Origin of the sequence: Nanhaiella sioensis (genome assembly GCF_046557775.1) — a bacterium.
Lineage (GTDB): Bacteria > Bacillota > Bacilli > Bacillales > SM2101 > Nanhaiella > Nanhaiella sioensis.
The window spans coordinates 14670-40997 of the sequence record NZ_JBKAEG010000003.1; the positions used below are offsets into that span (position 1 = coordinate 14670).

Below are 26328 nucleotides of genomic sequence, written 5' to 3' on the forward strand. Positions count from 1 at the left end.
TCATACACATCAAAAAATAATGGAAAAACAGACCAATTTTTGATAATATACAAGAGTATCCTATCCTTTAGCGAGTGTTAGGATACATGCCGTTACCTTAACTTCCACGAAAAGGTAACGGCTTCAATTTTTTAAAGAACATTCCGACTTTTATACTTATAAATCTACTAATATTTTTCAGTTTATGCAATATATGTTTTTAAATTTAGGTACGTTAATCGTGACCAACACCTTATCTTACTCTATTAGAATTTACACACCTAGATACAAAGGACGGTATCACGCATGAACGGCATCCATTGTAAACTAAATGAGATTCTAGAAGAATTAGATTTGTCATTTTATCGAATTGCCCTTGACAGTGGTATTCGAAAGAGTACAATATCTGATTTAGTTAATAATCGAATGAAAGGTATTCGAATGAGCACACTGTACGAACTCATTCACACTCTTAATCAACTTGCTGCCGAAAAAGGTATTGATAAAAAATACGACGTTGGCGATCTATTTCACTACTACGAAGAAGAAATAGATAGCTAATTTTTTTTAACCTTAAACCAAACACATGTTCTGTTTTCTGTTCGTATTTCCGATTATAACACCTAAGTCGTTCGTTTTCTACACAAATTTTATATTTTTGGAATTTTACACTTTATCTTCCAGTTCGGGAAGTAATTTTCCAACTATTTTTTTATTTCACATTTGTTAATTTATGTATTCCCCATCACCCATTCAATAAATTTGATATAATCCCTTTTTTTCACAGTTTATTAGTTTGAAAATATGCTAACATACCTCGTATAAAAAAATCTTTGGGGTCAAATCTTGGTTTGGTGAATGTAGCACCCTGAATGCTCACGAATGCTCCTGTTTTCAGGACAAAAAATAAACATATTGATATTTTGTCTTTTATTGTCAAAATGCTTTTATATCAACGTTTATAAACTAAAAAAAATTTATAGGACATGCGCTTGAGCCCAGGGACATACAAAAGGACACATGTAAATAAGCTTATGTCACTCTAGCATTTTAGCAATTAAACTATGCTTTTCATCGTTCAATAATTTCTCTTTGTTGATACCCTCCAATATTGGATCCTGGCAAACGTATTGCTGCTCTATTTGATTGAATGTAACAGAATACACAATTTTACATTGTTCTTCCAGGTCCATAAATCCGTTACGTTGATGGCGCTGAATCATATATCGGTATAATGAATCTATCGCTATTAATCCAATTTCATTTTTATCTGTCTTGCTGATACGGACACCACTAAATGTTCTTTCTGCATTTTTGCAAGCTAGATTCACACGGTCCCATAACTCTTTTAAATCATGTTGAAAAATTCCTGCGTATTTTTCATTGACTAATTTAGGAACATATTTTATGTAATTAAATACCCCAGGCATTAAATGTTTAATAGATAGGTTACTAGCTTTAAAAGATAGGTTAGTTTTATGGGGTGTCAATTGGTTAACAACTTCTTGTTGATTTGGCGCTGTTTCTTCCAGTTCCCCATCTGTTCGGGGGGTGTCAATTGTAGTAGATTCAGCTACAAATCTATTGAATATCCAAAGGTTTGTTGATCTCGATTCATCCCGTCTGTGTGTTGGTTCAATTTTTAATATGCCTAAATCTTCCGCTTTTCTTCTCATACGGTGAAAAGTAGATTCGCTCACGCCAGGCTCTGTGTCTTTTCCTTGAATAGCCTCCAGGATCTTTCTCTTACTAGCATTAGCGACACCGATAACCTTAGCACAGTATTTTCGTAAACGATTGAAAGCTATGAATTCTGATTTAGTAAATTCTTTTTTATGTATAGCGAGAAACATTTCTATGTGGTTATTAAACTCTTTGAGGTTTTTAAAATTGCTGTAGTGTTTGAATTCTTCAATTCTTCCGTTGAGTATCATTTTAGCTCGTCCCTTTCTCCAGGAACGAAAAAGAACAATTGTGTTGCCGTCCGTACTGCGAAAAATCTCGCAAAATGGCAAAACAATTGTCCTTAAAAAGCTTGAAATTTGCAGCTAAAAACAGTAGAATATATAAGAATAAATAATATTCTAAAGTTTGTTAACTACAAAGAACTTTCTTTTTGGCACAGTGTTTTACCGTATCTGGAGTACGGTTTAACCGTTATAGAGTGTTGGCGCACCTTATAACAGTCGAAGAGAAGGTTCTTTTTCATATCCGTTTCTATTATTCAACTTGTTTTCTAGTTTATACCTCTACTGGATAGATTGCAATAGGCAATTTTGCAAACGGTTTCCCTCACACACTTCAAATCATAATGAATTAAACTTGAATTATAATTGATTTTATTTTAAATTAAACTTGAATTAAGTTGGTTGAATCTGCTAATATAGGAATATAGTTGATTCAAAATTAAATTAAATTTAATTCATACTTAATTCAAGGAGGTTTTTTAGTTGAAACGCTTAAATATTCCATATGCAATTGATTTAGGAAATGGTTATACGAAAAGGACGAATGGTGAAAGTGTTTTGGTAGAGCCGTCTGTGTTTGCTGCAGCTCCTGATTTTTTCTCAACAACCAGTGACTATGATTCTTTTAAATACCATGATACCGATACATACTATGTCGGCAACGATGTTAGAAAGGCTGATTTAACAGCAATTCCAGCTCTTGGTGATGACGATATGGGGCGATACGACTCAATAGCATTTAGACAACTATTATTTGCTTTTATAGCAAAAGATTTTAGAGAATCTGTTACAATACCTCATCTAGTTACTGGGCTACCAGTAAATCATTTTAAGGCTAAGGCTGACGATCTAAAAAAATTAATTGAAGGCAGTAAAGTTATTTCTATTAATGGTGAAGAAATTATTATTAAAGTAGAAAAGGTCCACGTACTACCGCAACCAATAGGAACGTACATGAGCTTGGTAAACAGCGAAAAAGTTAACCCAGAAGAACAACTTTCACTTATCATTGACGGAGGACACGGTACCCTGGATGTTACGGAAATGAAGGGATACACTATAAATCAACGTGCTGGAGCTTTGAAAGGTGTTAAAAATGCACATATTGATATTTATAATTATCTAGTAGACCAATTCGGAGACATGCGATCTATTTCAATATCAAACATTCCACAGCTTCTTGAAAAAGGCATGGTTTACGATGGTCAAGTATTAGACATTAAAGAAATAAATGAAGTAAAAGACATTTTAAACAAGCATTTTGATGATATGTTCTTATTTGTTCGTGACAATAATTTTGATTTGAAATCATATAACAATGTAATTTTTACAGGTGGTATGGCAAAAATGCACTCAGATAGAATAAAAGCGAAAAATAGAAACAGCTTTATTGTGCTCGATGATGCGCAAGAGGCAAACGTACTTGGATACTTCGACTACGGAAAGGCTGTGATTGAACGTGAAAAAGAAAGTTCAACTGTACGTTAACGATAACGAAAAAGAAGTTTATGCCCTTCTCGATCAAATAGAAAATGAAGGAATTGAATATAAAGAAGCAAATGGTGAAACACAAAAAGTTGTAAAACGTGGCTATGTCCAAGACCGATTGAAAGAGATTTTGAAAGCATACTCAATTATTGCTAAGTCAGTCGGATCTTCTGAACCATCAGAAGTAATAAATAAATGGATTCAACTTAACTCAGGAACTGCTGCAGTTTCCCTATCTTCTTCAGATCCTACAATTAATATAGAAGAAACTAAAAAAACTAATAGCAATTTAAATGGGTTCATTGAGCAAGCTAATCATAATTTTGGTGTAGATTGATAAAAAGCGTAGATTAATTTCTACGCTTTTTTATTTATTACCTTTGAATTTTTTTGTATAAATTACTCATATGTCAAACCTTTCTTTATAACAAGATAGTATTATCAGGCGTTCGAATGTTGCTTACGAATTACTCAGAGCCTTCTAATCACTCATAAGCTCCTTTCGAAAATCATTAAATTGCTCTCCAGTTATGAAAATATCATCTTGATAACCTACCATAATAAAAGTAAACTTACTAATAACACAGTAATATCAAGGGTTCAAAGGTTGATTGCGAATTACTCAGATGGTTCGATTTATTCAGATGGGGGTTATGAAGATGGATGAATTACTAGCCATACATACAATTAGTGAAGTTTCAAAACGTATAGATGTTCCTGAAGGAACTATCCGACAATGGGAAAAAGATTTTGATGGATTACTAGTTATCCCACGAGACAAGAAAAAAGCCAGGTACTATACGCACTATGAAATTGAATTATTACTTACAATAAAAGAAATGCGTGAAAAAGGTGCATCTAAACCATTAATTCGTGAATTTTTAGAAAAGAATACAGTTAAGGAAATGGAACAAACGTTAAAGCCAATTAAACAAGATGGGATGAATCAGAACGAGGCTGTAACTGTACTCCGAGAGATTCAAAACGCACTTACGAACTTTGAAGAATTTAAAAATGATCTGCGTGAAGAGTTGAAAAATGAAGTGATTGCAGAGGTTCGCAGGGAGCTTGCGAGTGCTTCAGAACAACAGCAAAAACAGCTTGAAACAGGCGAATTTAAGACCTCTGAGCAAATCAAAAGTATTTCGAAAACTATTGAACAAATAGAGGCTAACTATAAAGCTGACATAAAAAAACGTGATGAAGAACTCATGGAATCGTTGCGAGAAAATCAGATACTGAAAAAACAACAGGTGGAAGAAAGTAAGAAAAAAGGGTGGAGAAGATTTTTTCAGTAGATACATAATATTATAGCTTCAACATATCATCAAATAAGAAAAGACCAAAGGTCTAGGACACTTATAACTGTCCTAGACTTATTTCGTTTATTTTTGCTTATTAAGATAGTTATTTACAACATCTACAACATTCATTGTGCTGCTCTTCACACTGTCGTATAGGTAGAAAATGAACTCAGCCCAACTGATTTCACCGTCATAGGGATTATTCGAGTTTATATATTTCATAACTTTTTTTAACTCTGCCATTCGGCTATCATCCAACTTACGCTCCAGGTAGCCCTTTAGGAACTTTCCGAAAAAATCATGCTCTTTGATGGTTGCTTCAAGTAAATGGGCAGTTGCAGCAGAAGGGGTAATATCTAAAGCATAGGCTAACTTTTTTATATTTTCATAGTCGGTTTGATGGAATTTAATTGTTATCCTAGATTTCTGTTCTTTTGTGGATCTTCTTCTCAAGCTAGGTCTAGACATATCGCCAATATAATAGGTGGCTTTCAGATGTAAATTACGCCTAAATTTTTCAGATAGGTGGTCCATAACTTTGATTGATACTACTCCTGATCTACAAATCTGCTCCGCAATATCTTTAACGGGTTGATCTGTTATATATGAAATACGATAAATGCAGTCTTTAAGAGAAACTGGAATTGTTGGTTTGATCTCTCTTTTTTTATCTGAACGTACCTTTCTTTGCTTCAACACCTCTTCTGCTTTCACTTTATTTTCCTCCATTCCCATGATTAAGTTTAGGACACTGTCTTTGTGTCTCGATTATTTTCATGTATATGGGGAGGGAGAGAAGGTTATGTATACAAGCTTTGATTTTTGGCAATAACTGAGATAAATAGAATATGAGAGGTGAAGCCTGGTGAAAATGACAAAGAAAGAGGCTGAAGAGGAAGCAAAAAAAATACTCGCTGTTGCTGAAAAATGGGGACTACCAAAGAGGAAGAAGAAGAAAAAAGTGAAAAAATAAAAAGGGCTGCATTAACTACAGCTCTTTTTTAAATTGCTCCAACTACGGCAGGCTGTGATGTTTTAACAATCTGATCTACTGGGCAGTAATAAACAAATATTTCATTTCCATCTTCAAATATGAGCCGTTTACCACAATGCAGCATCGAAAATGGTTGGATCTCAACTTGATTATCTATAATTGTCTCTTTTATATATTTATCTACTGCATCAGCATGTTTTTTCACACGCCACCACCTGGATCTAAATGGTACCCTCCACCATCACCTGGATCATGATGGCCGCCGCCCTTACCAGGATCTTTAAATATAGGTATGCCTCCTCCTGGATCAATCATTCGTATCAACTCCTTTTTACAAAATGGATATATAATCCCAATTCGACATAGAAAGTGATATTCCTACTATTAAATATTGGAGATTTATACATAAAAAATATGCAAGAAATTCGGGAAATAATTAATTTACTCCACTCTAAAACCTTGATTTAAAGCCAATGTATAAAATCATGTATATATGATAAATTTTCAAACTTAAAAAACGTTTCTATATCAACGATTGTGAAAAGGTATTGGTTCCTATAGTTACTATTATGTAAACTAGAATTGAATAGACTATACATCTATATACAAAAAAAGGACTAACAATACTAATGAAGAATATGAGTAAAAGGATTTCAATATAATTAGAGGTGGTGATGTAACATGAAGATAGTTGATAATGTTACTTCTTGGGATAATTCATTAAAGGTTGGGGATGTTATTTTCACAACTAATTCCACGAGCAATTACTATATGGTGATTTGTGTTAAACAAAATGAAAAATTAAAATTAGCCACATTAGATTTAGAAAAGTTAACTGTAAGTAAATTATATGATAGTAAAGAAGAGATATTAGAAACAATTAGAAAAGCGAATGAAAATTCGTCAGCACCTTGCGAAATAATAAGTAATGAAAAAGTAACCATTATGTTTGAGTAAACAATCCAAGTTTACCCTTAATTGAACGTATGTCGCCATTGTACATTTCCCAATAATTATGATATTCTAATCATAGACAAGCATTAACTGCATACAATAAGAAAGACCGCAAGTGCTCTCAACACTCACGGTCATACAATAGACGATTCTCTAGAGAGTCGGCTTGATAAGTCAAAATAGACCACCAATCGCTCGGCTAAAGCGTTAAGGGTGGTCTATTTTTTGTCGTTTTTGTTGAAGGACAGTATTGAAATAATTAGCCCGCCAAATGCGATTGCCAACATCAACGCTTCAAATACCGTCATACGCCTCACCCCCTTTCAGGGAATGAAGCCGACCACCCTTAGAAATTCGCTATTGTATTCCAATTATACCATAGTTGCCCATGTTGTCGTAAGTTGTTCCCACTTTGCTGACACTAGCGTTCGTGGCACCTTTTCTCCTTTAATCAAAACAAAAAGGACTGAATTCAGTCCCTAGTAACCTCAATAATCATTATGTGTAATAATATTTTTGCAAATAGAGCATTCAGTCTCCACAGCTCCAGTAAAATCATCATAGTTTTCTAATTCCTGTTTAGTATCTTTTTTGCAATGAGAGCAAGGCAAAATTTTATTTTCTAAATCCATCTTCTGAAAAGCATCTGGATAATCTATCTTTTTACATTTTGAACATCGATATAACCCTGGCTCTTCAGGATCATAAAAACTTGAAACATCGCCACAGCAACCTAGATAAGTATCTACTCTGACTTTTTTCATCAATACACCACCCTATCATTATGAATAATATTATAGCAACACCTAAACAAAATAACTTGTTCCTATATTTGGATAAGTGACAGGGTTCTTGCTGTAGCCTGCAAAGTAAACCTAATCGACTGAGTTTCTATTAAGGTTAGTTAATATATTTAAGATTGTTCTACAACGGCTAATCCTAACTTTTCAAATTCGTAAGAGCTAATACTTTCGATAAAAAAAGAATCTTTTCTTTGATGTTTATTATCTTTGTACAAATAGAATACAGTTATTATCGTGTATATATCTTCAGTGATTCCGCCATTTGCATAAAAGTACATGTTCCGTTTATATTCATTCTCTTCTTCTATTACAGCTTTTCTTATATAATTTGAATGTAAATCTCTTTGTAATTCTTCAATAAATTCCTTTGATGTAATCTTTTCTAATTCTTCAAAATCAAATTCAATATAATCAAGGAAATTCAAATCACTTTTTTTGAAATACTTTTCCATTATTTTACCCCTTCCTATTCAACTAAATATCACTTTTGTTTACTAAAAAAACCACCTAGGATTGCTTTTCGTTTGAGTTCTTAATATTTAGTGCTTCTTTTATTGACGCTTGGAGAAGATGAGAAAAGTTTAATCCTGCCTCTTCACCAGCATCACGTAACCACTTCGGTAAAGTGCAGTTTTTAGTAACTGATTTATTTGCTGCCTCATCACGATAGGGTGGCATGTAAATCTCGATAAACACAATACGATCACTTTCATCTAATAAATCAATGCTGGCAGGGTCAGAAGGATTTGGTATACCTTTACCTTGTTCTTCAAGTCCGATTACAAGGTTTGATAGCATTTCTTTTGCCTTTTGAATCCCGTCAATAAGATCTTTTGCAAGTATACCTGTACCTAAAAAATCTGGAAAGTACATTCCTAGCCCACCATCTTCTGCTTTTTCCACGACTATAGGGTAAATATAATGATTAGGATAAGACACAATATCACACTCCGATATATTAATTATATTTCTCACTTGAAGGAAACGAAATTGGGTTAGGACTAAGAGGGATTAGAATCTAATCCCTGTCGTCCGTTCTATGCTTCTTAGTGTTCCTTTCGGTATCACTTGACCACTGTTGTGGAAGGCTATGTCAGCATATCTTGTTGAGTCATCCTTATGTATGTATCTTTGGTGACTTCCTCCACCCTTATGGTTTGGGGATTTTATAAATCCTTCTTTTTTTAGTCTTTGTAATGCTTTTCTTACTGTGACTTGTTTCCCCAACTCGTTTCCTCCTTTCTTAATTATATTATAACACGCATAAAACACGCGCGTCAATAATAACATGCGTAATTTATGCGTGTTATTTTACGATCTTGATTAACAATGTGATTACTAGTGTTGCTATAACGCCCTCAGACAAAATTATCTTTTCGTTTATGTACTATGTATAGTTAAGTGCAAATAAAAAAGCCTTACTCTAGTAGCAAGGCATTATTTATCTAATAACTCTATCGTTTTATGTCTTTTAGGCTCCCAATTTAAAACACCTTTTTCCTGCAATCGCTTGAGAGCATCGTACACAGTAGATAATGATTTAATTTCTGCCATTTTCCTGATCTCTCTCATGCTTGGTGTACGATTATAAAGCTTTAGATATTTTTCTATAGATTTTAATACTTTCTGCTCAAATTCAAGCTTCTTTTTTTCTTTTTTGTTCATTTCATATAGCATAATCTATGCTCCTTATAACTGCATTTAATTACATTATAAACGAACGTATATTCTATTTGCTAGCCTAAAAAGCACAAAAAAAAGCCTCTACTCCGAAGAGTAGAGGCTATGTGAGGTTATGCAATTATGCAAATGCCATGTAGATTAAGTTATGTACTCCCTAACCTTTTGGTGTAGGCTAGGGAGGTTCGTGATAGTCAATCGTGGTGTACTTTATAATATGCATCTGTTATTTTTTGTATACGTTATTTCAACGCACGATCAACAATAACAGTATTTAAAAATATTGCTTCATCTAGAGTGATTTCTTTCTTTTTAACTTTTTCTGCCCATTCATTGCTTTTTAAAATGTTACGATCATAAGCGTTTTGGTAGGCTGCTTGTAAATCGTTGAATTGCCAATCCTTCAATTTCATATTTACTTTCTCTTGCTTTGGCTTCAATTCAACTTCTATAGCTTTTAGAAAGACATTCCACCTACCTTCGGATAAAATACGGTGAGGGCAGTGTTTACCCGACCAATCTTGGTGCTTTTTAACCTTATCTACGCCCCAATTTCTTTCCTTAAGTAGTTGAGCAACAAACTTAACTGTTAATGCCTCTGCTTTTTTGTAACGTTCTCCACCACTTTTTGAGTAACAAATTTCAACACCAATTGATGAACGGTTTCCTTTACCTTTCATGCCATCCCCACAATGCCAGGCGTTACGATTAATTGGAATACCTTGAATAACTTCTTTATCGTCAATGGCATAATGGTATGACACTTCATTATTGTTACCAATCATGTACTTTATTTCATTTTCTGCTGGAGCATCATTTGCAGTATTATGAATAGTGATATACTCAGCATTCATCGTATATGGGCATTTAAGTTTATGTTTAGTTTTAGATACTAGTTTTTTACGTACTGGTATCATTTTTGCTCACCATCTTTATTCTCAGGATAAATAATCTCTTTTCTTTTATTAGATCTTTCTGTTTTCGCTTTGATTTCAGATGCTACACTTTCTACAACTTTAATTGGCACCCATTTTCCCCATCCAGCACGTTCAAAATTAGCAGCCGCACTCATTAAGGTGTGATAAATCAAACCTCCAGTTATTAAAGAGAAAAACATGCCGATTTCAATTTCGTACAGAATAAAAGTGGTTGATAAAGCTTGGTCAACGATGTTCCCTAGTACTGGTAATAAGAACATAACTAACGTTCTGTAAATGCCTGATTTCCCATACTCAGACGTGTACGTCCCATCAATTTTTGATGCTCTAATTCCGCTTACCCAATCTAATACTGTAACGAGTGCTAACATTGCAATGAAAATTAAATTACCTACCCCATACAAGAAATTTAGTGCAGTTCCAATAGGGCCTAATTTTATAAATCCTGCTGAAAAGTTTTTAATTAAATTCATGTTATCCCCTCTTTTTCTCCATAATTAAAAGCCCCTGTGACAGGGCTTGAATTTTTTTATTAAACATATTGGGTATTGTGGTTACTAAAAATGCCCATAAAAAATACACCGTATCTGGTGTTTGGTTTGATGGTAAATTATGCTGTTTTGTTTAATACTTCTGTGACAGCTTCTTTTAAGTTTGAAAGTGAAGGGACTTGATCTTGACTATAAATACCACTCATTATTAAACTTACCCAAACTTTTACTAACCCACTATCCTTTGTAAATATCATTATTAATCATCCTCCTAGTATTATTGTGGCATTGAGATCAACATTGTTAACTCTCCAATTGCTTGATCTTGTACTTCTACCTTTGTTTTTAATTGCGCTATTTCTTCTTCTGGTGTTAATGGTCTTTTTTCATATTCATACCACATTTCACCACTACTAATTGTTACGTATAGAATTCGCTTTTTTCCTTCTTGGAACTCAGCCTCTAAAATTGTCTCCACAATTACTGCATTCTTCCACTGCTCCTCAGACAAGCCAAATTCAGAATGATAAGGATCTGAATGAATCATATTAACTCTTAATGTATCTTCTGCTATGATGTCACCTAATAAGCCTTTCAATTTTCTTCCTCCAATCATGATTTAATGGTTAGATCATATAAAATAGGTTGTATAGGCATTCCCCCATTACCTAGGTCTCCAGATATAATCACTATTTTATTTCCGTTAGTTTCCTTATTTCTAACTATCTCAATTGAAGAAGTACTACTTATTGGTGCTTCCCATTTTATAGAGTTGAATGAAGTAGTTGAATAAGCAAGTAAGGAATTTGATATGATAATAACTTCATCGAACTCTGGGCTGTAAATAATTTTTTTAGAATCCACATAAGCATAATACAACAGGTTCATATCTAGATCGTAAGCAGTAATAACGTTATCTTCTGAAACAAACAACTTGTAACCATCAGAATCAATTGAATTTGCATAATTACCCATACATGCTTTTACTATATAGTTTCCGTTGGAGTAATCAAATTTTATAAGATATCCTTTATGTGCTGTAACGTAAAGGTATCCACCTACTATAACGTAGTCTTTTATTAGATTTCCACTTTCAATTTCTGCTTCATAAATAGACTTGTTCCAAATTATATTCCCGTTACCATCAATTAGCTCAAAATTTACACCTGCACTACTTCCATAACAACAAAGGAACAGTTCATTTTCGTAATCGACACAATAAATGTAATCCCAGCTAACGTTTTTTTTCCACAGTTCTGTGTACAAATTATCCCTATTGTAGCAAAGAAGATCATAGTCAGCGCTATTACCAACAACAATTATTTTATTCTTTGAGATGGCTATATTCTTTATATCCCAACGGGCTGATGTGTCTCCAGCTGAATGGTCGCTTTTAATAGTGCTTACTTGGTTAGTGTCTAAGTTTATTTTTTTAAGTTCCCACCATGCATTTTGTGTTCCATGAGTGTCTGCTGCTGATTGACCCCAATAAAAATATTTACCTGTTTCATCTACTGCACCACGTTCTCTACGCCAGTAACGTGCATAACTATCAAGTGGTTGCTCTTTATGAATTACTGGTACAAAGGGAGCGTTAAATCCCAAAGCAGAATACGAAATTCTATCACCGATTTTATAATCACCAACAATTTCTGGAATTGCATTGTTTAGTTCATTAAAGGTTGGTACACCATCAGCATCAGCATCCACGACCGTAGCACCATAGTCAGTAAGTGTGTCGTGGAGTAATTGTTTCCCACTACTGACAGATGACTTTAAATGTTCAATATTCTCAGAAGTTTCTTCTAAAAATTCAGCAAGTCCATCTTCAATGTTATTCATATTTGATGCTGTAATAGGTGTACCTGGCTCTATAATTTGACCTTCCGATGGTGTTAAGGTAACAGTTCCATCATCGTTTTCATCCATTGTAAATGTCATAGGACGTTCTACTACCCTATCTTTCCATGTTGTTTTACTGTACGTCACTACAAACCACCCCTACTTTCTGTAACACCTCTTAAAAACCCACGATACTCAAATTCTTGCTTCACAATTCTTGTCTGTCTTTTCGCATCAAAAGCATCTTCAACTAAGATCACGTCACCGCACTCCAATACTGGATTCTGTCTCCAAATCGTTTTATATACTGCATTAATATTACTTTCTCTAATAATCCATTCGGCCACTTCCTTGGCTAACGTTTCATTATTAATTAGTGGGTTATCTATTTGAAATGAAGCTCCATTATTCCCACTAATCGCACTATTGATATAAATGACTTCTCTCTTATTATTAGATTCATATACATTCACCACAACCTCGTATATTGACTTGTCTAACGATATGTCAGGCTCTTTAAAGATGTTGTCATAATCAATATGTTTCATGTCATACCCTACATCTACTGCTGGGATAGTGACTCCTGCAAATACATTAGGCTGCCCACAGTACACTAAGAAGTTATCTGATTGGTCCAATACCTTAAATGGTTTTATAAAGACGACACCATTTCTATCCTGGAATACTGCACTTTTACTTGCTATACCTATATGCTGCAAGGCTGTACGACTATCTATACGTTCAGTAAAACCTTCTGTATGAATGGCTTTCAAGCTATCGTCTATTTCATAATCTGTAATCTCAGCTCTCTCAAAAATATCTACTGCTAAATCGTATAGTGTACCTGGATCTGTGTTGTGATAAGAAACTTCTTTTAGTAGATCAAAGCTATCTCGTCCGATTAATGAAACGCTCATTGAACCAGTTTCATTTTTCCATTCAATTAAAGTAAATGATCCCATTGGTACGTACTCAATCATTCCATTTACTAGTTCCAAACCAAATTCAGCTTTAATTTTAGGCTTTTTAGCCAACACATTCTGGATGTTTTGTAAGTTTAAAAAGTCAAACGCTCTTGAAGTATTATCAAGTGTCACCTGAATTTCATTTGAAGGCAACGTAGTATTTATCGTGTTCATTTCTTCTAGGATTTTCAAATCTATGATTGTATCGTCATATATATTTGTTTCATCATCTATCGTAAAGCTAATTCTAGCCGTTATTTTTCTTACAAGTGTATAAACTGCATTTTTATAGTCTTTTGATACATCTAGCATGCTTACACACTACCTTTCTATCAAGTTAAACTTAGCATCTTTCCAACGTACAACACCATTACGTATATCCATCACTCCTGCTTTTCGGTCTCCACTGTAAAATGTTCCTGTATTGTGGTCGCCCTTTTCAGGATCTATATACTCTACAGTAAAAAACACATCTGATACGCTCTGGAATACCAGAGATAAATTTTCTTGAGTTATAGTATTCCATGTTAACTCAATTTTCCTTTTTGTTGCTATTCTTTCAATGATCATGTTCCCACGAACATTTCGTTCTGCTTGAGATAAATCTTGGATGCCTATCGCATATTTAGAAGGAGTGGGCAATTCCACTCCGTTTATTTTGATCATAATCGCCCACCACCTTAAATTGGATTTAGTGTAATGTCGTTTCCTATACGCTTCTTTTCTTGGTCTAGATAGGGTTTCATGACTCTTGCGAGAGTTCTTCCATCAACGTTAAATATTAAATCACCGGATTGACCTGAGTTGCTTGAATTGCTAAACTCCATCGCGTTCATAACTGCAGTTCCCAGAGCACTTGCTATTTTGTCTACAAAAGAGGTGTTTTCTAATGGTACAATCATTTCTTTTCCAGCTTCTCCAGCAATGTAATTACCCATGTTGGTTTTTGTGTCTACAATTCCACCTCTAGCTAATTTAGGGATCTTTGGAATGCTGATACCAAAGGTTTGTCCACCGTACTTAGGCACCCAATCAGGAATATCAATGCTAATACTGTTTAAAGCTCCTATTACTGTATTGATGGCATCAATAATCAAGTTTAACGGTGTTTTAACAAACCCGTACAAAGACTCAAATATCCCTTTGAAGATGCCTTTGACACCTTCCCAGGCTTTCTCCCAATCTCCAGTAAATACACCTGTAATAAATGTCATCAAGCCCTCAAACGTTGTTTCAAGTCCTTTGATAATGCTTCCAATACCACTAAAAACTGTGTCAAACGTATCAGCAAAAGCTCCTGCTAAGTACTTCGCTACTGGCTTCAACACGTTGTCCCATAGCCAAGTAATAACTGTAATTAGACCCTCCCAAGCCTTTTTAAATACGCCTCCTAAAAATGTTCCTAGTGGCACAAGAATTTTTTCCCACAGAAAAGTAAACACTGCAGATACGGCTTCTAGTGTTGGGCCGAATGCAGATACAAAGAACTCAGCTAATGGGACTAAGACATTTTCCCAAAGTGACTTTGCAATTTCTGCTACTGTTTCAAATGCAATTGCCAAAACATCAAAAAGAATTCCACCTACAGGGACTAATACGTCCTTCCAAAACCACCATAAAAAATCACCTAATGGAACAAAGACGTTTTTCCATGCCCATTCTGCTGCTTGTTTGACTGTATCCCAAGCATTCTTAAATACTGTAGCTAAAAACTCACCGAATGGTACTAATACTTTATTCCAAAGCTTTTCACTCGCTACCTTAACAACATCCCACGCTTTTGAAAAAACTTCACTTAGAAACGTTCCAAATGGAACCATGACATTTTTCCAAAGCCATAGTGCTGCATCTTTTATTTTGTTAAAGATGCCGTCGACAACACCTCTAAATTTTTCATTTTTTCGATAGAAATAGACGAACGCTGCAACCAAAGATCCAATGGCTAATGCAACTAACCCTATAGGTGATAATAACGCTCCGAAAAACTTTGATAAATTTTTAGAAGCGACCGCCCATAATTTTGTAGGAACCTTAGCACCATTTAACAGGACGGTATATGCAGTAATAGCTCCACCAATTCCGGCTAATGAAGCAATAATTAAATCTTTATGCTCTACTATTAATGATTTTACATCCTGGAAGAATTGTTTTGTTTTATTGGCCATTTCTTGAATTTTCTCTCCGATTTCGGTAGCATTTGTATCAAAATTGATGGGCATTTCTTCTGGGATACCAGCTCCCCCTGAATCAGCATCCTCATCTTCAGCACTTGAACTGTTACCAAGAGAGTTTATTTCATCAAAACCAGCTAAAGAATTTTTGGCTTTCTTTGCTTTTTTTCCAGCTTCTTTATATGCATCTCCAAGACCGCTAACAGCTCCTGCTTGTTGGTCTGTAGCTTTAGCTTGGGCATTTTGTTCAGATTTCCCAAAGAGTGCTTTTGTGAATTGAGCTACTACATTCATTACTTGAACCAATTTACTTACAAATGCAGTAAGTGCAGGTAACACGTAGTTCCATATTGGCATGAATGCTTGGCCCATTGCGAGCTTCAAATCGCCTAATCTCGCTGTTAGTTTTGCTGTGGCTGACATGGTGTTATTACCAACTTCAACACCATATTTAGTTGCAGCTTGTTCTAGGATGGCAAAGTAACGTATTGTTTGTTGAGTTCTAAAGTCTAATTGGTCCCAAGACTTACCGTTTGCAAATTCCTGAAATGCTTTTGTGCTTTCAATCATGGCCACGTTTACGAAAATCCCCAGATCTTCAATTGCTTCCGTGTTACCTAACATCCCTGAACGAACACGCTCTAGTGCATCCTCCATACTTCTGCCTGTCATACTTGCTGCAACTGCTGTAGCTTGTAATAAGTCCTGTGTGTATTGCTGAGTTTGTTTTGTATCATTCGCAAATGTACTAATGATATTAGAAAAGGTTGCACCGTACTGAACCGCATCACTTTTACTCATGTTAAAGGCATAGGCAGTCGATTCAGCCCATTTCATAAACTCTCCTGCGCTTTGACCCATTAATCTATTTAATTGTTGTATTGATGCCTCAAACCTCATCGCATCATTTACTGCATCTTTCACATAAAAACCCAGACCAACGGAAGCAATAGTAGCTCCTATCCCAGCTAAAGTTTTGTTTACATTTTTCTTGAACGACTTTACTTGCTTTTGCGCTTTATACATATCTTTGCGCAATTTACTAAAATCAGCTCCGGCACGAACCATTAAATTCTTAACTACTGCTATTTGTTTCACCCCCTAATGCTGCATTTAACTGTTTAACCTTGGCCAACATCTGTTCAGGAGTCATTTTCTGTGGTTGTTGTTGCTGTTTCCCTAGTACTTGTTTAAAACTAGGCAACTTCTTGACACGTTGCCAATGGGCACTTAAATATGCGAATGTTATTTTTTCTTCTTCCTCTAGTTTCCTTTTCTCATTGTAGACACTCACATGTAAACTCAATTGATATGGTGTCATGTCATCATATTCCGTTTGACTAACACCAACAAGGATGGCAGAACGAAGGGAATCTTCCCAATCCCACTTTACGTGTTCTTCGTTGCCATCCTCTGTGCGTTTTTTGAATCACCAGTATCAAATTGACCGAATGCTGCTTGAAAAGCCTCCTGCATTTTACCCATAATTACATGATATGGAGCTTCGTCTAGCAAATCCTCCATATCCTCCAGCTTCAATGTTTCGTTATTTACTTTCGCATCTTTCAAAAGGCCACAATACATGATTTTCTCAAAATCTTCTAAGTCAAATTCTTCTTCAGACATCATTGCATCAATATCTTTCCCTGTCATTGCTGTTAATGTCTTTAATGCTTTATGTCCATACCACAACATTCTTGGTCTATCTAATTCGATCATTACTACATCGTTTTTATCTGCCATGTTACCCCTCCTGTGCTTTAAATTCGTTAATTTTTTTGATCTTGCTAGTAATCCTGTCTAATTGATTCTCTAATAGATTTAATTTTTGATGTGCTTCTGTAGTGTCTATATTAACTTTGATTTCTAATTGGTTTTTCAAAATTATCCCTCCATATAAAAAGACTAGGAATCAACCTAGCCTATGCTTCCGTTATTGATAAGTTGGGTTTACCACTCACTTTAAGAGTAGATTCGAATGAGACATTATCCTCCATCTCTGCCCCTGTACTATATGCTGTGACGATTGCTTTAAATTCCCACGTTGCTCCTAATGCTGCTGGAAATTCAATTGAATAATCAATTTCAGCACCGCTATTAAAATCGTTTAGAAGTCCTTCATGGGATACATCAAAATAGCCGCTAATCCCAACCTCACCTGCATCTTTCAACCCTTGCGTAAACGTACGATAACCGTCTGGTGACGATAGTGTAGTCGTTTCAATCGTATCTGCTGATAACTCTAGACCACTGATACTTGTAAGTTCTGCTATCACAGTAGCACCCTTTTTCAATTTTGTTCCCATTGCTGCCTTTGGCATGTTACCCCTCCTTAAATTTAACTTTGCAATTTATAATACATCTATATAATTTCACTTGATCTTCCCACAACTCTACTGGTTTTTCATAACTAACGTTTTCTATAAAAGGGCCATCGTTACCAATGGCTCTCCCTTGAAATGACAATACCTTCTGTAACACAAGTCGTGTTTTAGACTTTAATAAACCATATCCATTGTGTAAGATATTAAGCTCAAAAGAAACCTCTTTACTGTCCAAATAACCTTGTAAACTCTTATCCTGTAACCCCTCACTAGATACATAGATGATATAAGGTGCTTTCGTGCCTTCTTTAGCATTTAACGGGTATACTTTCATAATGGTTGATAACTCTTCTTGTAATGCTTCTTCAAAAGTCACTAATAACACCTCACTTTAACTTGTCTATTTCTTTCGAAAGGACACTGATCATAGACCTTTCCATCGCATTTACATTATTCTCGATGGCATGTCTCATGAAACGGTAACCAGGAATATACCCTCCATTTTTGGTCATAAATCCATATTCTTGTGACGCAGGATAATAGCTTCGCTTTCCATCCTTTGATGTCTTTACGAATACATCGTTCATATTTGCATCCAATGTTACTTGATAGACTTTCTTACCCTTGACTTTTAATTTTTCACCTTTTAACACAATACCTTTCTTTAGATCACCAGTATCATAAGGTGCTCCTTTACGTGCTGCTTTTAGTGCAATGGTTGCCCCTTTTTTAGCTGACTTAGTAACACATTTTTGAGGGAGTAGACCTAGTTTTTTGATAGCTTTTTCAAGATCTCTCATACCTTCAATTTGATTTCGTCTAGCCATCTAAAACACTTCTTTACAAGTAATTTCAAGATAACGATTTACCTCTTTGTCATTCAAAGGTGGAGCAACAATTTCAAATAATCTTTCTCCGTACCGTACCCTCATGTCATGAGAAATACCTGGACGATATCGAATAATAAACATGTATGTTGCTTCAGGGTGAATTTGTTTAGCACGGTACAATTCACGACCACGCAAAGGGTTAACATCTGCCCACACATGAGCTATTGCATTCCATATTTCATCTGATTCACCGTAAGAATCTTGTCCATCAGGTTGTTGTAAAATATCAATTCGTTTATTTAATTTCCCTGGATTCATCATGTATCACCTTCATAACAATAGGTTAATTGCTCAATCATATTTCTCACTGTTGGACGGATTTTTTCACTCGGTCCAGTAAATGTACGATTCTCATACATATCTGTGACAAGTACCAAACACAATTGTTGAGCCAGTTCATTAGAAGAATCAAAATCGTGTCCTGTACCATTCTTAATGTAAATTTCTGAAGCTCCTATAATTCTACTAATCATCCCGTCATGTAAATCATGCTCAACACCTAACCACTCTTTTGTCTCCAGTAGGGTTACTAACACATTCTCACCCCCATAAGGTGGGGATGTTACTCCCCACTCTCAAGCTTTTGTAATGCAGCAAGTGCATTATCTTTCCCTTTGACCTTTTCACCATTCGGTAACTCATAGTAACCGCCACCTACATGCTTTATTCTTTCATCATCTAGGTCTTCGGAGTGGATTTCTTCTCCGATAAACCCCTTATTTTTTAGGTATTGTACTCGTTCTGTATCTTCTGTGGGGTATTCGTCTCCTGGTTTGAAAAGCTCTTTTGTATATTTATCACGAAATGTATTTTTCACTTCATAACCTGGCATATTATAAATCCTCCTTTAAACTAAAGCGTTGGAACAGAGTCAACTGAAACTTCACCTTTAATTACTGCTCCTTTGTCAACTGTTTTAATGTCCAAACGTTCACGAACCTTCACACCAGTTAAATCTTTATCCCACAAGTCTCCTGCCTCTGTTGAAAATTCAATGGATAAAGTTTCACGATCAAAGATTGTAATGGCTTCTTTAAAATCCCCCATGTAGAAAGGATGTTTATATCCAGTTGGCGAATTTTGGTCTCCAATAGGTGTTGATTTTAGTACTTTCTTTGAAACAACGGTAATTGGGTACTTTCCAAACAATAATTTTTCTGTCTTGTTAATAGGATTTGGTTGAAGAATATAATCACCATCCGAATCCTTTTGTTTATCTAACCAATTAAACCCTTCTTGATTAGTTAATATTTTCGATGTCAAGGCAATTGATGGATCAAGTTCAATATTGAAAACATCTTTAAAATCATCAAATGTGCTCAATTCCTTTGTCTTGTCTCCTCCAAAGCTATTTTCAAGCTCATCTAGTATTAAGAAATTACGTGTGACTCTTGATTTTTTAGAGATCCATCTTCTTAAATAACCTAGAATATTTTCAGCCGTATCCTTTAAAAGTTCTCTAGTTACTTTAAGAATTCCACCTTTTTTTATGACCTTATATGTTAGATTCTCAAATTTTGGTGTATCCACATCAGGAAATTGCGAAGCTTCATCTACATTATCGAAAGGAACTTCATCAGCATTAACTTCAATAACCCTTGAACCACTTAAAGTTGATACTGGCTCAACGTTTACTAAAGGCTCCAAAGCGTCTCCTGCTCTACGAAGCTCTTTAACCTGTGTTCTAATGTCTTTCGGAACAGTCAGACCTCCATCAGACTCCCCTTCTGGATTAGGATCTGATTCTGTCATCATGTTGTATACTTCAACATCTTCTTCATTAACTGGCTTTTTAAGTACACCTGCCTTAAGAATATTCACGAACGAATTTCGTTGCTTTTCACCATCACTTTCTGTTTTAGCAGCTTTTGCTTTATTCTTAACTTGATCTTGAACAGTCTTTTCTTGCTCATCAAACAGATCTTTCGCAATATCAAACTTATTTTGAAGTGTTTCTAATTCAGCTTTAGCAGCCTTTGCCTCATCAATTTTATTTTCCATAACAAGCTTTCTTGCTTCTTCTTTCTTTGTATTGATTTGATTTAACATTTCTAATAATTCTGGATTCAAAGTAATTCCTCCTTAAAATTTGAGTACAAAAAAAGAACTAGATTAAATCTAATTCCATTAGTAATTTTTCCTTTTCAGTTTCCAAATTATCTTCAATTACCTTGTTATGCAGTTTGTCAAAATCTATTAACTTCTTAATAGACTCATTTGCATTATTTGTAATGGCAAAACGATTAAAAGATAAATTAAAGATGTTTTCAACCTTCTCATCATCTTGGAATAATATTTTGTCTACAAACCCTTCTTTAACGGCAACGTTTGCTGACATCCAAGTTTCATCATCCATCATGGCAGAAATTGTTGATCTTGATTTGTTCGTTCTAGCAGCATACGCGTTGATGATTGTATCTTTAACAACATCTAACACATCTGCTTGTTTTCTTAAATCACTAGCATAACCCCTAGCACCACTTAATGGGTTATGCATCATGATTACTCCAACTGGAGACATTAATATTTCATCTCCTGCCATAGCTATAACACTTGCTGCAGACATTGCTATTTCAATTCTAGTTGTTATTTTACCTTTATGATTTTTTAAAGCGTCATATATACCTGTAGCCGCAAATACATCCCCTCCATTACTGTTGATCCAAACCGTTAAATCTTGATTTGCATACTTACCAAGTTCTTCTCTAAATGCATTTGGACTTGTAGACTGCTCTCCAAACCACTCATATAACCACGCGTTATTATCGGATACTATGTCCCCATCAATTCTTAATTCAACACTACCAGGCTGTGTTTCGCTATCTTGATTTTTTATAAAATTCCAAAATCTACTCATTACTTTCACCTCCTTTAACCCACTGGTTTCCAGCCATAGTAACAGGGATGCTGTTGCCATTAACAGTTAATACATCTCCACCTTCTGCTATTGGGAGATTTAGTATTTCTCTTGCTTCGTTTCTCTTGTAAATACCACTGTCAACAGCCTTTGCAAGAGTCTCCATTTGTGTTTTACTGTCAGTTCTAAGAATTACTTTCTCGTTGAATTTATAAAAATAACCCTCATCCAATTGCTCTGGTGAGAGTATCTTAAAATCTATTTCTTCTTCATAATGTTTTAAGATGAATAGCTCTGTATCAACATAGAAGGATAGTTGTTGCATTTCTGAATTTGCGTAACTTGATTTTTCATAGTCGTTAATCTGATTTGGCTTAATGCCAAAAGCACCCGCAATCTGCAAAGCGTTGAACTTCTTAAGTTCAAAAAACTGACTATCCGTTAACTTAATATTTAGTGGTACTAACTTCATTCCAAGTGGCACAGGGATGATTTTCCCTGCATTTTCAGATCCATTTGAAAATTGTTCAAACCCTTTTACTAGTCGTTCTCTGGCTGTCTTATCTAAGTCCCCTGTGTATTCTAAAACAGCCTTTGCAGTAAGACCACTTTTGTATAGGTTGTTCATGAAGTCTTGGCTTTCCAACCCACCCTCAACTGTTGCTTTTAATATTTCTTTAACTGGCAGTCCCATGATCCCATCAAAACTATAAGATGTTTTAAAATGTAAGACTTCATGGTTTTTCAAAAAATATTGTTCACCACTATGTTTATCAGTATAGATGTACCATATTTGGCCAGTGTTCCCGAAATATCCAGCGTTATCGAACATTACTTGAACTGAATCCGAGGGCATAATCCACATGTCTTTTAAATCATATGAACCGCCAAACTTCTGTAATTTCAGCTCTCTTCTTAGCCATACAAAAGCATTTCCGTAATGATTTCTATTCATTTCTACAGATGCCCAAAAGGTTGATGCTGTCATAAAAGGGTTTGGTCTTAATCTCAATAATTTATAAGCAGCATTTGGTGTAGCTTTCTCAATTCCCTTTTCTGTTTCTTGGTAGAGTTTAATAGGCATTTTCCCAAGAGTTTCAGACAGCATTTTTAAGCAAGTAAAATATGTGACCTCGCTAATAACCTTTTTTGAAGTGGTGCTAATACCTAACCACTCAAGAAGTTCTTCACTCTGCATGTCTGCAACTTGTGTGGGGGTTATTAAATTCTTTATCCCTTTATACATCCTTGCAAGCACATTCAATGTTTCATCTCACCTCCTACCACCCCATCATATCTAAGTATTCTTCTGTTGCCTCAGTAACATCAATGCCTATATCCTGTGTCATTGCCATTTTCCACGCGTCAATGATGGCATCAACTGGATCTATTCGTTTCTGCTGTAAATCCTTATCGAGCTTAATTTCTCCAAAAGAGTTTGAAACAGTTTTTGCGTTTGTTACTGACCATGTTAACAATTGATTATTTTCGTCATACTCTACATTTCCTGCCTCGACTTCTAAACGGAAATCAACAGTTGGATCATTTAAGTTTCTTGCTGATTGAGTAATAGATAAAGAATCATAGCCAAGCTCTTCTATATCACCTAAAAATGCAGAAGCATTATGGGGGTCATAACAAATCATCTGTAAATCAAGGTCGTATTCTTCAATCAATTTCTTTAAATGGGCAATGATATATTTATAATCCGTTTTAATACCGCCTAACGTCTCAGTTGCCGTCAATAAGCCGTCTCTGATCCACATATCATATGGTGCATAATCCTTTTTTACATGCTCTTGGACACGGTTTTTAGGGATAAATGAATGAGAATAAACATAATATTTTTTTACTCCGTCTACTTCATACGGAAAAACTAAGGCTAAACTGGTCAAATCACCGCCACTAGATAAATCCAAACCCGCATAACAAGAAAAACCCTTGAAATCTTCAAGCGTTTTTTTAGATGCACATTCTTTCCAATGTTCTAAGTTCATATATTGATTGTCAGCAAATTGTACCCATTCATTGAGTGATTTAGTGAGGAAATTCTTTAAGTCATCGCCACCCATTGCTTTAGCTTTAATTGCTTCAGCTCGTAAACTATCAAGCGTTTCTTCAGTCCATAAAGGGTTAGCTTTGATCCAATTTTCCTCGTTCCAAACATCGTCACCCTTATCTAGTTCACAAATAAATACGAATTGTGTTTCATCCTTAACGACTCCAGATAAAACCTTTTTACAATATTCATAAAGAGCAAAGCACGGTGAATTAAGGTCAAATCCCGCTGTAGTGATAACAGAGATTAATGTTTGCTTCAACTTCTTCGTACCATCGGCCAACAATTTATACATTTGATTGTCTTTATGAAGGTGGTACTCATCTACACTTGCGAAGTAAGGACGGAATCCATCAATGGACTTTGTATCACGCCCCAATGCTCTAACTTCACCATTAGAAACATTACACTCAATCACACTTTTATAATCTCTAATTGTAAACAAGCCATCTTCATATTCATCACCTGATAATTCAGGATCTGCATTAATAAATTTAAAGCACTCTTTTAACACAATCCTCGCTTGCAGTTCTTTAGTTGCCGTACAGTATATTTGAGGATAATTGTAGCCATCAAAATTACCGTAATACATCGTAGGGACTGCATTTCCTAGTGATTTACCGTTTTGCCTGGCTACTTGAACATAAGATGTCCTAAACCTCCTATACCCCTTTAACGTTCTCCAACCATGCCAGGAGCCAAATATAAAGTCCTGGAATCCATAAAGATTTAATGGTTGAGGCTCTTCACCTTCTGCAATAGTGAGTGTTTCAGCAAATTCAATAATCTCATGAGCTAATTCTACATCCCAGACATAAGGAAAACCTTCTGTGTTTTGACGTTCCAAGTCTTTTAAGTGTCTGTTACATGCCTGTTGTTGTGTTTTCCCTGCAGGAATTTTACCCATACACACATCAAAAGCATATGAGGTGACTCGATCAACCACTATTGCCACGACCAAACTTAGCAAACTTACTTTCAGGCTTTTCTTTCTCTTTTGTAGGAATGACTAACTTTAAGCGAGATGTAATTGTCAATCCAAGGTCAGTTGCTGCAGAACGACATTCATTAAACAGTAAGTTTTTCGTTTTCCTTAACTTAATATAGGACTCATTATGAACAATTTCTGAACCACCTTCAGTATCAACTCGGATTGTAGGCTTCATCTTCCTTAGCTCTTTACTGATCTTCTCATGTTCAGATTTTGAGTCTATATATCGCGCTAAATGGTCAACATCTAAATTGCTTAATATCTCAATTCGCACAAGTTCATTTGCAATTCTATTAAACTCTTTCTTTTGTGCTGCTGTTAAATATGCAGGTGGTTCAATGTTATCTGTATAGCCTTTTATAGCTTTTTCTTGCTCTTTTCGTTCCTTAATTTCAGCTTTTGTTAAATGCTTTTTTCCCTTTCCTTGTACAACTGCCAAGGGTTGTTTATTTCTTCCTGACATATCAATTACACCTCCTTAAAAAAAATTGTAAAAAGGGAGTTTTTACGTGCAACAACTGGATACGCGGTATTCTTTAGATTCCCTAATACTTTTTAGATACCCCCTACCCCTTATAAGTTGTCCTATATTTCTTCCTATCATCATGAGTTTTCTTATTATGACAAGAGTTACACAAACATTGGAGGTTACTAAGAACTAATTTTAACTTCCAATTAATTTTAATCGGAATGATGTGGTCAACCATGTCAGCGACTTTAATACGTTTAGCTTTCAAACAGTGTTGGCATAGGTTCTTATCGCGTGACCTGGCTTGTAGTCTCACTCGTTCCCATCCCTTGCTTTTATAGAAAGCATCAGCTTCTTTATCTCGTCTGTATTTATCGTATAGTTTGTGGCGTTCTTCTTGTTTACCCTCACAAGACGTGCACCTTGAAAGAGAAATATCAATTGGGTTACCACAACGGCAAAGCTTTAGCATTGCCATAATAATCACTTCCTTCTCAAACAGAAACGGATATAAAAAAGCCTACCCATTTGGATAGACTTGTAATTAATATTTATTTAAAGCTATTAAAAGCTTCTACTATTTTATCTTGCTCTGGATGTTCATCATGATTTATCAGTATAAAGTCCCCATTCACAACAACAGAAAACGAAAACCCATCCATGCTCATTGTCCCTGATGAACGTCCGTTATCAAGGTTTGCTTTAGTTTCTTCAGTAGCATTCTCAATGTCATATTCATAAAATTCAATCTGCGTTCCATTCGCTTCAACACCAAAGCCGTCTACAGCACCAAGCATTTCGTAAGCTTTCTTTGTGACCTCACCCATTTCAAACCCTTGTGAACGAAAATGTTCAACAAGTTCTGGAAGTCCTTTACTTTCATTGGATTCTACTTCTTCTGTTTCTGTGTTTTCTTCTGAATCTGTTGTGCTTGTTATCTCTTCGGAAGATACATCTGTATCAACTTTTACTGTTTCCTCGGCTTCTGGTTTAACTGTTTTCGCTTGTTCCTCTCCACAAGCCGTTATTAATAAAAGGGATGTAACCGAAAAACCCAACAACATCTTTTTTATGATGTTATATAATTTATCTCCACCTGTATCAGGTTCGATTGGATCTAATAACTTACCGCCACCTGGCTCAACTGGATCTCTAGACATAA

37 protein-coding genes and 1 pseudogene are annotated in these 26328 nt (G+C 35.2%); 5 read left to right on the forward strand and 33 right to left on the reverse strand.

The genetic code is table 11. The features are described from left to right. Nucleotides 1-285 precede the first annotated feature (285 nt). On the forward strand, nucleotides 286-540 hold the full coding sequence (locus V1503_RS24840; RefSeq protein ID WP_410629988.1) for a helix-turn-helix domain-containing protein: 255 nt from the start codon (nucleotides 286-288) through the stop codon (nucleotides 538-540). A 476-nt stretch (nucleotides 541-1016) separates the two neighbouring features. Here V1503_RS24840 and V1503_RS24845 read toward each other — a convergent pair whose 3' ends face one another. After that, a complete protein-coding gene (locus V1503_RS24845; protein WP_410629990.1) occupies nucleotides 1017-1913 on the reverse strand; it encodes a hypothetical protein in 897 nt (298 codons plus the stop codon). Between the two features lie 516 nt (nucleotides 1914-2429). Here V1503_RS24845 and V1503_RS24850 point away from each other — a divergent pair. From V1503_RS24850 to V1503_RS24860, 3 genes are all read left to right on the forward strand, one after another. Then, nucleotides 2430-3434, forward strand: a complete 1005-nt coding sequence (locus tag V1503_RS24850; protein ID WP_410629992.1) for a ParM/StbA family protein — start codon at nucleotides 2430-2432, stop codon at nucleotides 3432-3434. After that, entirely contained in the window at nucleotides 3406-3771 is a 366-nt protein-coding gene (locus tag V1503_RS24855; protein WP_410629994.1) for a hypothetical protein, read from the forward strand. Before V1503_RS24850 ends, V1503_RS24855 begins: the two co-directional genes overlap by 29 nt. Nucleotides 3772-4093: 322 nt before the next feature. Continuing rightward, nucleotides 4094-4732: a MerR family transcriptional regulator gene (locus V1503_RS24860; protein WP_410629996.1), complete on the forward strand. Its 639-nt coding sequence runs from the start codon at nucleotides 4094-4096 to the stop codon at nucleotides 4730-4732. 87 nt (nucleotides 4733-4819) lie between these two features. Here V1503_RS24860 and V1503_RS24865 read toward each other — a convergent pair whose 3' ends face one another. Next, nucleotides 4820-5452 (reverse strand): hypothetical protein, encoded by a 633-nt coding sequence (locus V1503_RS24865; RefSeq protein WP_410629997.1) that lies wholly within the window; start codon nucleotides 5450-5452, stop codon nucleotides 4820-4822. 287 nt (nucleotides 5453-5739) lie between these two features. Beyond that, entirely contained in the window at nucleotides 5740-5937 is a 198-nt protein-coding gene (locus tag V1503_RS24870; RefSeq protein WP_410629998.1) for a hypothetical protein, read from the reverse strand. Between the two features lie 476 nt (nucleotides 5938-6413). Here V1503_RS24870 and V1503_RS24875 point away from each other — a divergent pair, with 476 nt between their 5' ends. Further along, nucleotides 6414-6689, forward strand: a complete 276-nt coding sequence (locus tag V1503_RS24875; RefSeq protein WP_410630000.1) for a hypothetical protein — start codon at nucleotides 6414-6416, stop codon at nucleotides 6687-6689. A 215-nt stretch (nucleotides 6690-6904) separates the two neighbouring features. Here V1503_RS24875 and V1503_RS24880 read toward each other — a convergent pair whose 3' ends face one another. From V1503_RS24880 to V1503_RS25025, 30 genes and pseudogenes are all read right to left on the reverse strand, one after another. Continuing rightward, complete coding sequence (locus V1503_RS24880; protein ID WP_410630001.1) at nucleotides 6905-6994, reverse strand: putative holin-like toxin; 90 nt, start codon at nucleotides 6992-6994, stop codon at nucleotides 6905-6907. A gap of 180 nt (nucleotides 6995-7174) precedes the next feature. Then, complete coding sequence (locus V1503_RS24885) at nucleotides 7175-7450, reverse strand: hypothetical protein (protein WP_410630002.1); 276 nt, start codon at nucleotides 7448-7450, stop codon at nucleotides 7175-7177. Nucleotides 7451-7599: 149 nt separating this feature from the next. Next, nucleotides 7600-7941, reverse strand: coding sequence for a hypothetical protein (locus V1503_RS24890; RefSeq protein WP_410630003.1), 342 nt, complete (start codon nucleotides 7939-7941; stop codon nucleotides 7600-7602). A gap of 55 nt (nucleotides 7942-7996) precedes the next feature. After that, nucleotides 7997-8428, reverse strand: a complete 432-nt coding sequence (locus V1503_RS24895; RefSeq protein WP_410630004.1) for a type II toxin-antitoxin system HicB family antitoxin — start codon at nucleotides 8426-8428, stop codon at nucleotides 7997-7999. A 72-nt stretch (nucleotides 8429-8500) separates the two neighbouring features. Next, nucleotides 8501-8716 carry a type II toxin-antitoxin system HicA family toxin gene (locus V1503_RS24900; protein WP_410630006.1) on the reverse strand — a complete coding sequence of 72 codons (216 nt, stop codon included), beginning with the start codon at nucleotides 8714-8716 and terminating at the stop codon, nucleotides 8501-8503. 210 nt (nucleotides 8717-8926) lie between these two features. Continuing rightward, a complete protein-coding gene (locus V1503_RS24905) occupies nucleotides 8927-9166 on the reverse strand; it encodes a LexA family protein (RefSeq protein ID WP_410630007.1) in 240 nt (79 codons plus the stop codon). A 437-nt stretch (nucleotides 9167-9603) separates the two neighbouring features. Next, nucleotides 9604-10086, reverse strand: a pseudogene (locus V1503_RS24910) (peptidoglycan recognition protein family protein); the annotation flags it as partial. After that, a complete protein-coding gene (locus V1503_RS24915) occupies nucleotides 10083-10580 on the reverse strand; it encodes a phage holin family protein (protein ID WP_410630009.1) in 498 nt (165 codons plus the stop codon). The gene V1503_RS24915 and the pseudogene V1503_RS24910, both read right to left, overlap by 4 nt. Before the next feature lie 137 nt (nucleotides 10581-10717). Beyond that, a complete protein-coding gene (locus tag V1503_RS24920; protein WP_410630011.1) occupies nucleotides 10718-10855 on the reverse strand; it encodes a hypothetical protein in 138 nt (45 codons plus the stop codon). Nucleotides 10856-10875: 20 nt separating this feature from the next. Further along, nucleotides 10876-11196 (reverse strand): hypothetical protein, encoded by a 321-nt coding sequence (locus tag V1503_RS24925; protein WP_410630012.1) that lies wholly within the window; start codon nucleotides 11194-11196, stop codon nucleotides 10876-10878. A gap of 14 nt (nucleotides 11197-11210) precedes the next feature. Beyond that, nucleotides 11211-12587: a PQQ-binding-like beta-propeller repeat protein gene (locus tag V1503_RS24930; protein WP_410630014.1), complete on the reverse strand. Its 1377-nt coding sequence runs from the start codon at nucleotides 12585-12587 to the stop codon at nucleotides 11211-11213. Next, nucleotides 12587-13717 carry a hypothetical protein gene (locus V1503_RS24935; protein WP_410630015.1) on the reverse strand — a complete coding sequence of 377 codons (1131 nt, stop codon included), beginning with the start codon at nucleotides 13715-13717 and terminating at the stop codon, nucleotides 12587-12589. The genes V1503_RS24930 and V1503_RS24935 overlap by 1 nt, the downstream gene beginning before the upstream one ends. 9 nt (nucleotides 13718-13726) lie before the next feature. Further along, nucleotides 13727-14071, reverse strand: coding sequence for a DUF6711 family protein (locus V1503_RS24940; RefSeq protein WP_410630017.1), 345 nt, complete (start codon nucleotides 14069-14071; stop codon nucleotides 13727-13729). A gap of 14 nt (nucleotides 14072-14085) precedes the next feature. Then, nucleotides 14086-16674, reverse strand: coding sequence for a phage tail protein (locus V1503_RS24945; RefSeq protein WP_410630018.1), 2589 nt, complete (start codon nucleotides 16672-16674; stop codon nucleotides 14086-14088). Beyond that, complete coding sequence (locus tag V1503_RS24950; protein ID WP_410630019.1) at nucleotides 16652-16870, reverse strand: hypothetical protein; 219 nt, start codon at nucleotides 16868-16870, stop codon at nucleotides 16652-16654. The genes V1503_RS24945 and V1503_RS24950 overlap by 23 nt, the downstream gene beginning before the upstream one ends. 95 nt (nucleotides 16871-16965) lie before the next feature. Then, entirely contained in the window at nucleotides 16966-17319 is a 354-nt protein-coding gene (locus V1503_RS24955; RefSeq protein ID WP_410630020.1) for a hypothetical protein, read from the reverse strand. A 1-nt stretch (nucleotide 17320) separates the two neighbouring features. Then, entirely contained in the window at nucleotides 17321-17458 is a 138-nt protein-coding gene (locus V1503_RS24960) for a hypothetical protein (protein WP_410630021.1), read from the reverse strand. A gap of 40 nt (nucleotides 17459-17498) precedes the next feature. After that, entirely contained in the window at nucleotides 17499-17897 is a 399-nt protein-coding gene (locus tag V1503_RS24965) for a phage tail tube protein (RefSeq protein WP_410630022.1), read from the reverse strand. Nucleotide 17898: 1 nt separating this feature from the next. After that, nucleotides 17899-18276 (reverse strand): DUF3168 domain-containing protein, encoded by a 378-nt coding sequence (locus V1503_RS24970; RefSeq protein ID WP_410630023.1) that lies wholly within the window; start codon nucleotides 18274-18276, stop codon nucleotides 17899-17901. Nucleotides 18277-18286: 10 nt separating this feature from the next. After that, nucleotides 18287-18727: an HK97 gp10 family phage protein gene (locus V1503_RS24975; protein ID WP_410630025.1), complete on the reverse strand. Its 441-nt coding sequence runs from the start codon at nucleotides 18725-18727 to the stop codon at nucleotides 18287-18289. Continuing rightward, on the reverse strand, nucleotides 18728-19048 hold the full coding sequence (locus V1503_RS24980; RefSeq protein WP_410630026.1) for a phage head closure protein: 321 nt from the start codon (nucleotides 19046-19048) through the stop codon (nucleotides 18728-18730). It abuts the gene before it with no gap. Beyond that, entirely contained in the window at nucleotides 19048-19326 is a 279-nt protein-coding gene (locus V1503_RS24985; RefSeq protein ID WP_410630027.1) for a head-tail connector protein, read from the reverse strand. Before V1503_RS24985 ends, V1503_RS24980 begins: the two co-directional genes overlap by 1 nt. A 26-nt stretch (nucleotides 19327-19352) precedes the next feature. Continuing rightward, nucleotides 19353-19622: a hypothetical protein gene (locus V1503_RS24990; protein ID WP_410630029.1), complete on the reverse strand. Its 270-nt coding sequence runs from the start codon at nucleotides 19620-19622 to the stop codon at nucleotides 19353-19355. A 20-nt stretch (nucleotides 19623-19642) separates the two neighbouring features. Further along, nucleotides 19643-20860, reverse strand: a complete 1218-nt coding sequence (locus V1503_RS24995) for a phage major capsid protein (protein ID WP_410630031.1) — start codon at nucleotides 20858-20860, stop codon at nucleotides 19643-19645. Nucleotides 20861-20897: 37 nt separating this feature from the next. Next, nucleotides 20898-21647 carry a head maturation protease, ClpP-related gene (locus V1503_RS25000; RefSeq protein WP_410630032.1) on the reverse strand — a complete coding sequence of 250 codons (750 nt, stop codon included), beginning with the start codon at nucleotides 21645-21647 and terminating at the stop codon, nucleotides 20898-20900. Then, nucleotides 21640-22893: a phage portal protein gene (locus V1503_RS25005; RefSeq protein WP_410630043.1), complete on the reverse strand. Its 1254-nt coding sequence runs from the start codon at nucleotides 22891-22893 to the stop codon at nucleotides 21640-21642. The genes V1503_RS25000 and V1503_RS25005 overlap by 8 nt, the downstream gene beginning before the upstream one ends. Nucleotides 22894-22927: 34 nt before the next feature. Further along, on the reverse strand, nucleotides 22928-24613 hold the full coding sequence (locus V1503_RS25010) for a terminase large subunit (RefSeq protein ID WP_410630045.1): 1686 nt from the start codon (nucleotides 24611-24613) through the stop codon (nucleotides 22928-22930). 31 nt (nucleotides 24614-24644) lie between these two features. Further along, entirely contained in the window at nucleotides 24645-25160 is a 516-nt protein-coding gene (locus tag V1503_RS25015; RefSeq protein WP_410630034.1) for a phage terminase small subunit P27 family, read from the reverse strand. A 103-nt stretch (nucleotides 25161-25263) separates the two neighbouring features. Continuing rightward, nucleotides 25264-25644: an HNH endonuclease gene (locus tag V1503_RS25020; RefSeq protein ID WP_410630036.1), complete on the reverse strand. Its 381-nt coding sequence runs from the start codon at nucleotides 25642-25644 to the stop codon at nucleotides 25264-25266. Nucleotides 25645-25717: 73 nt separating this feature from the next. Continuing rightward, the coding region (locus V1503_RS25025) for a hypothetical protein (protein ID WP_410630038.1) at nucleotides 25718-26328 on the reverse strand (611 nt) is incomplete at its 5' end.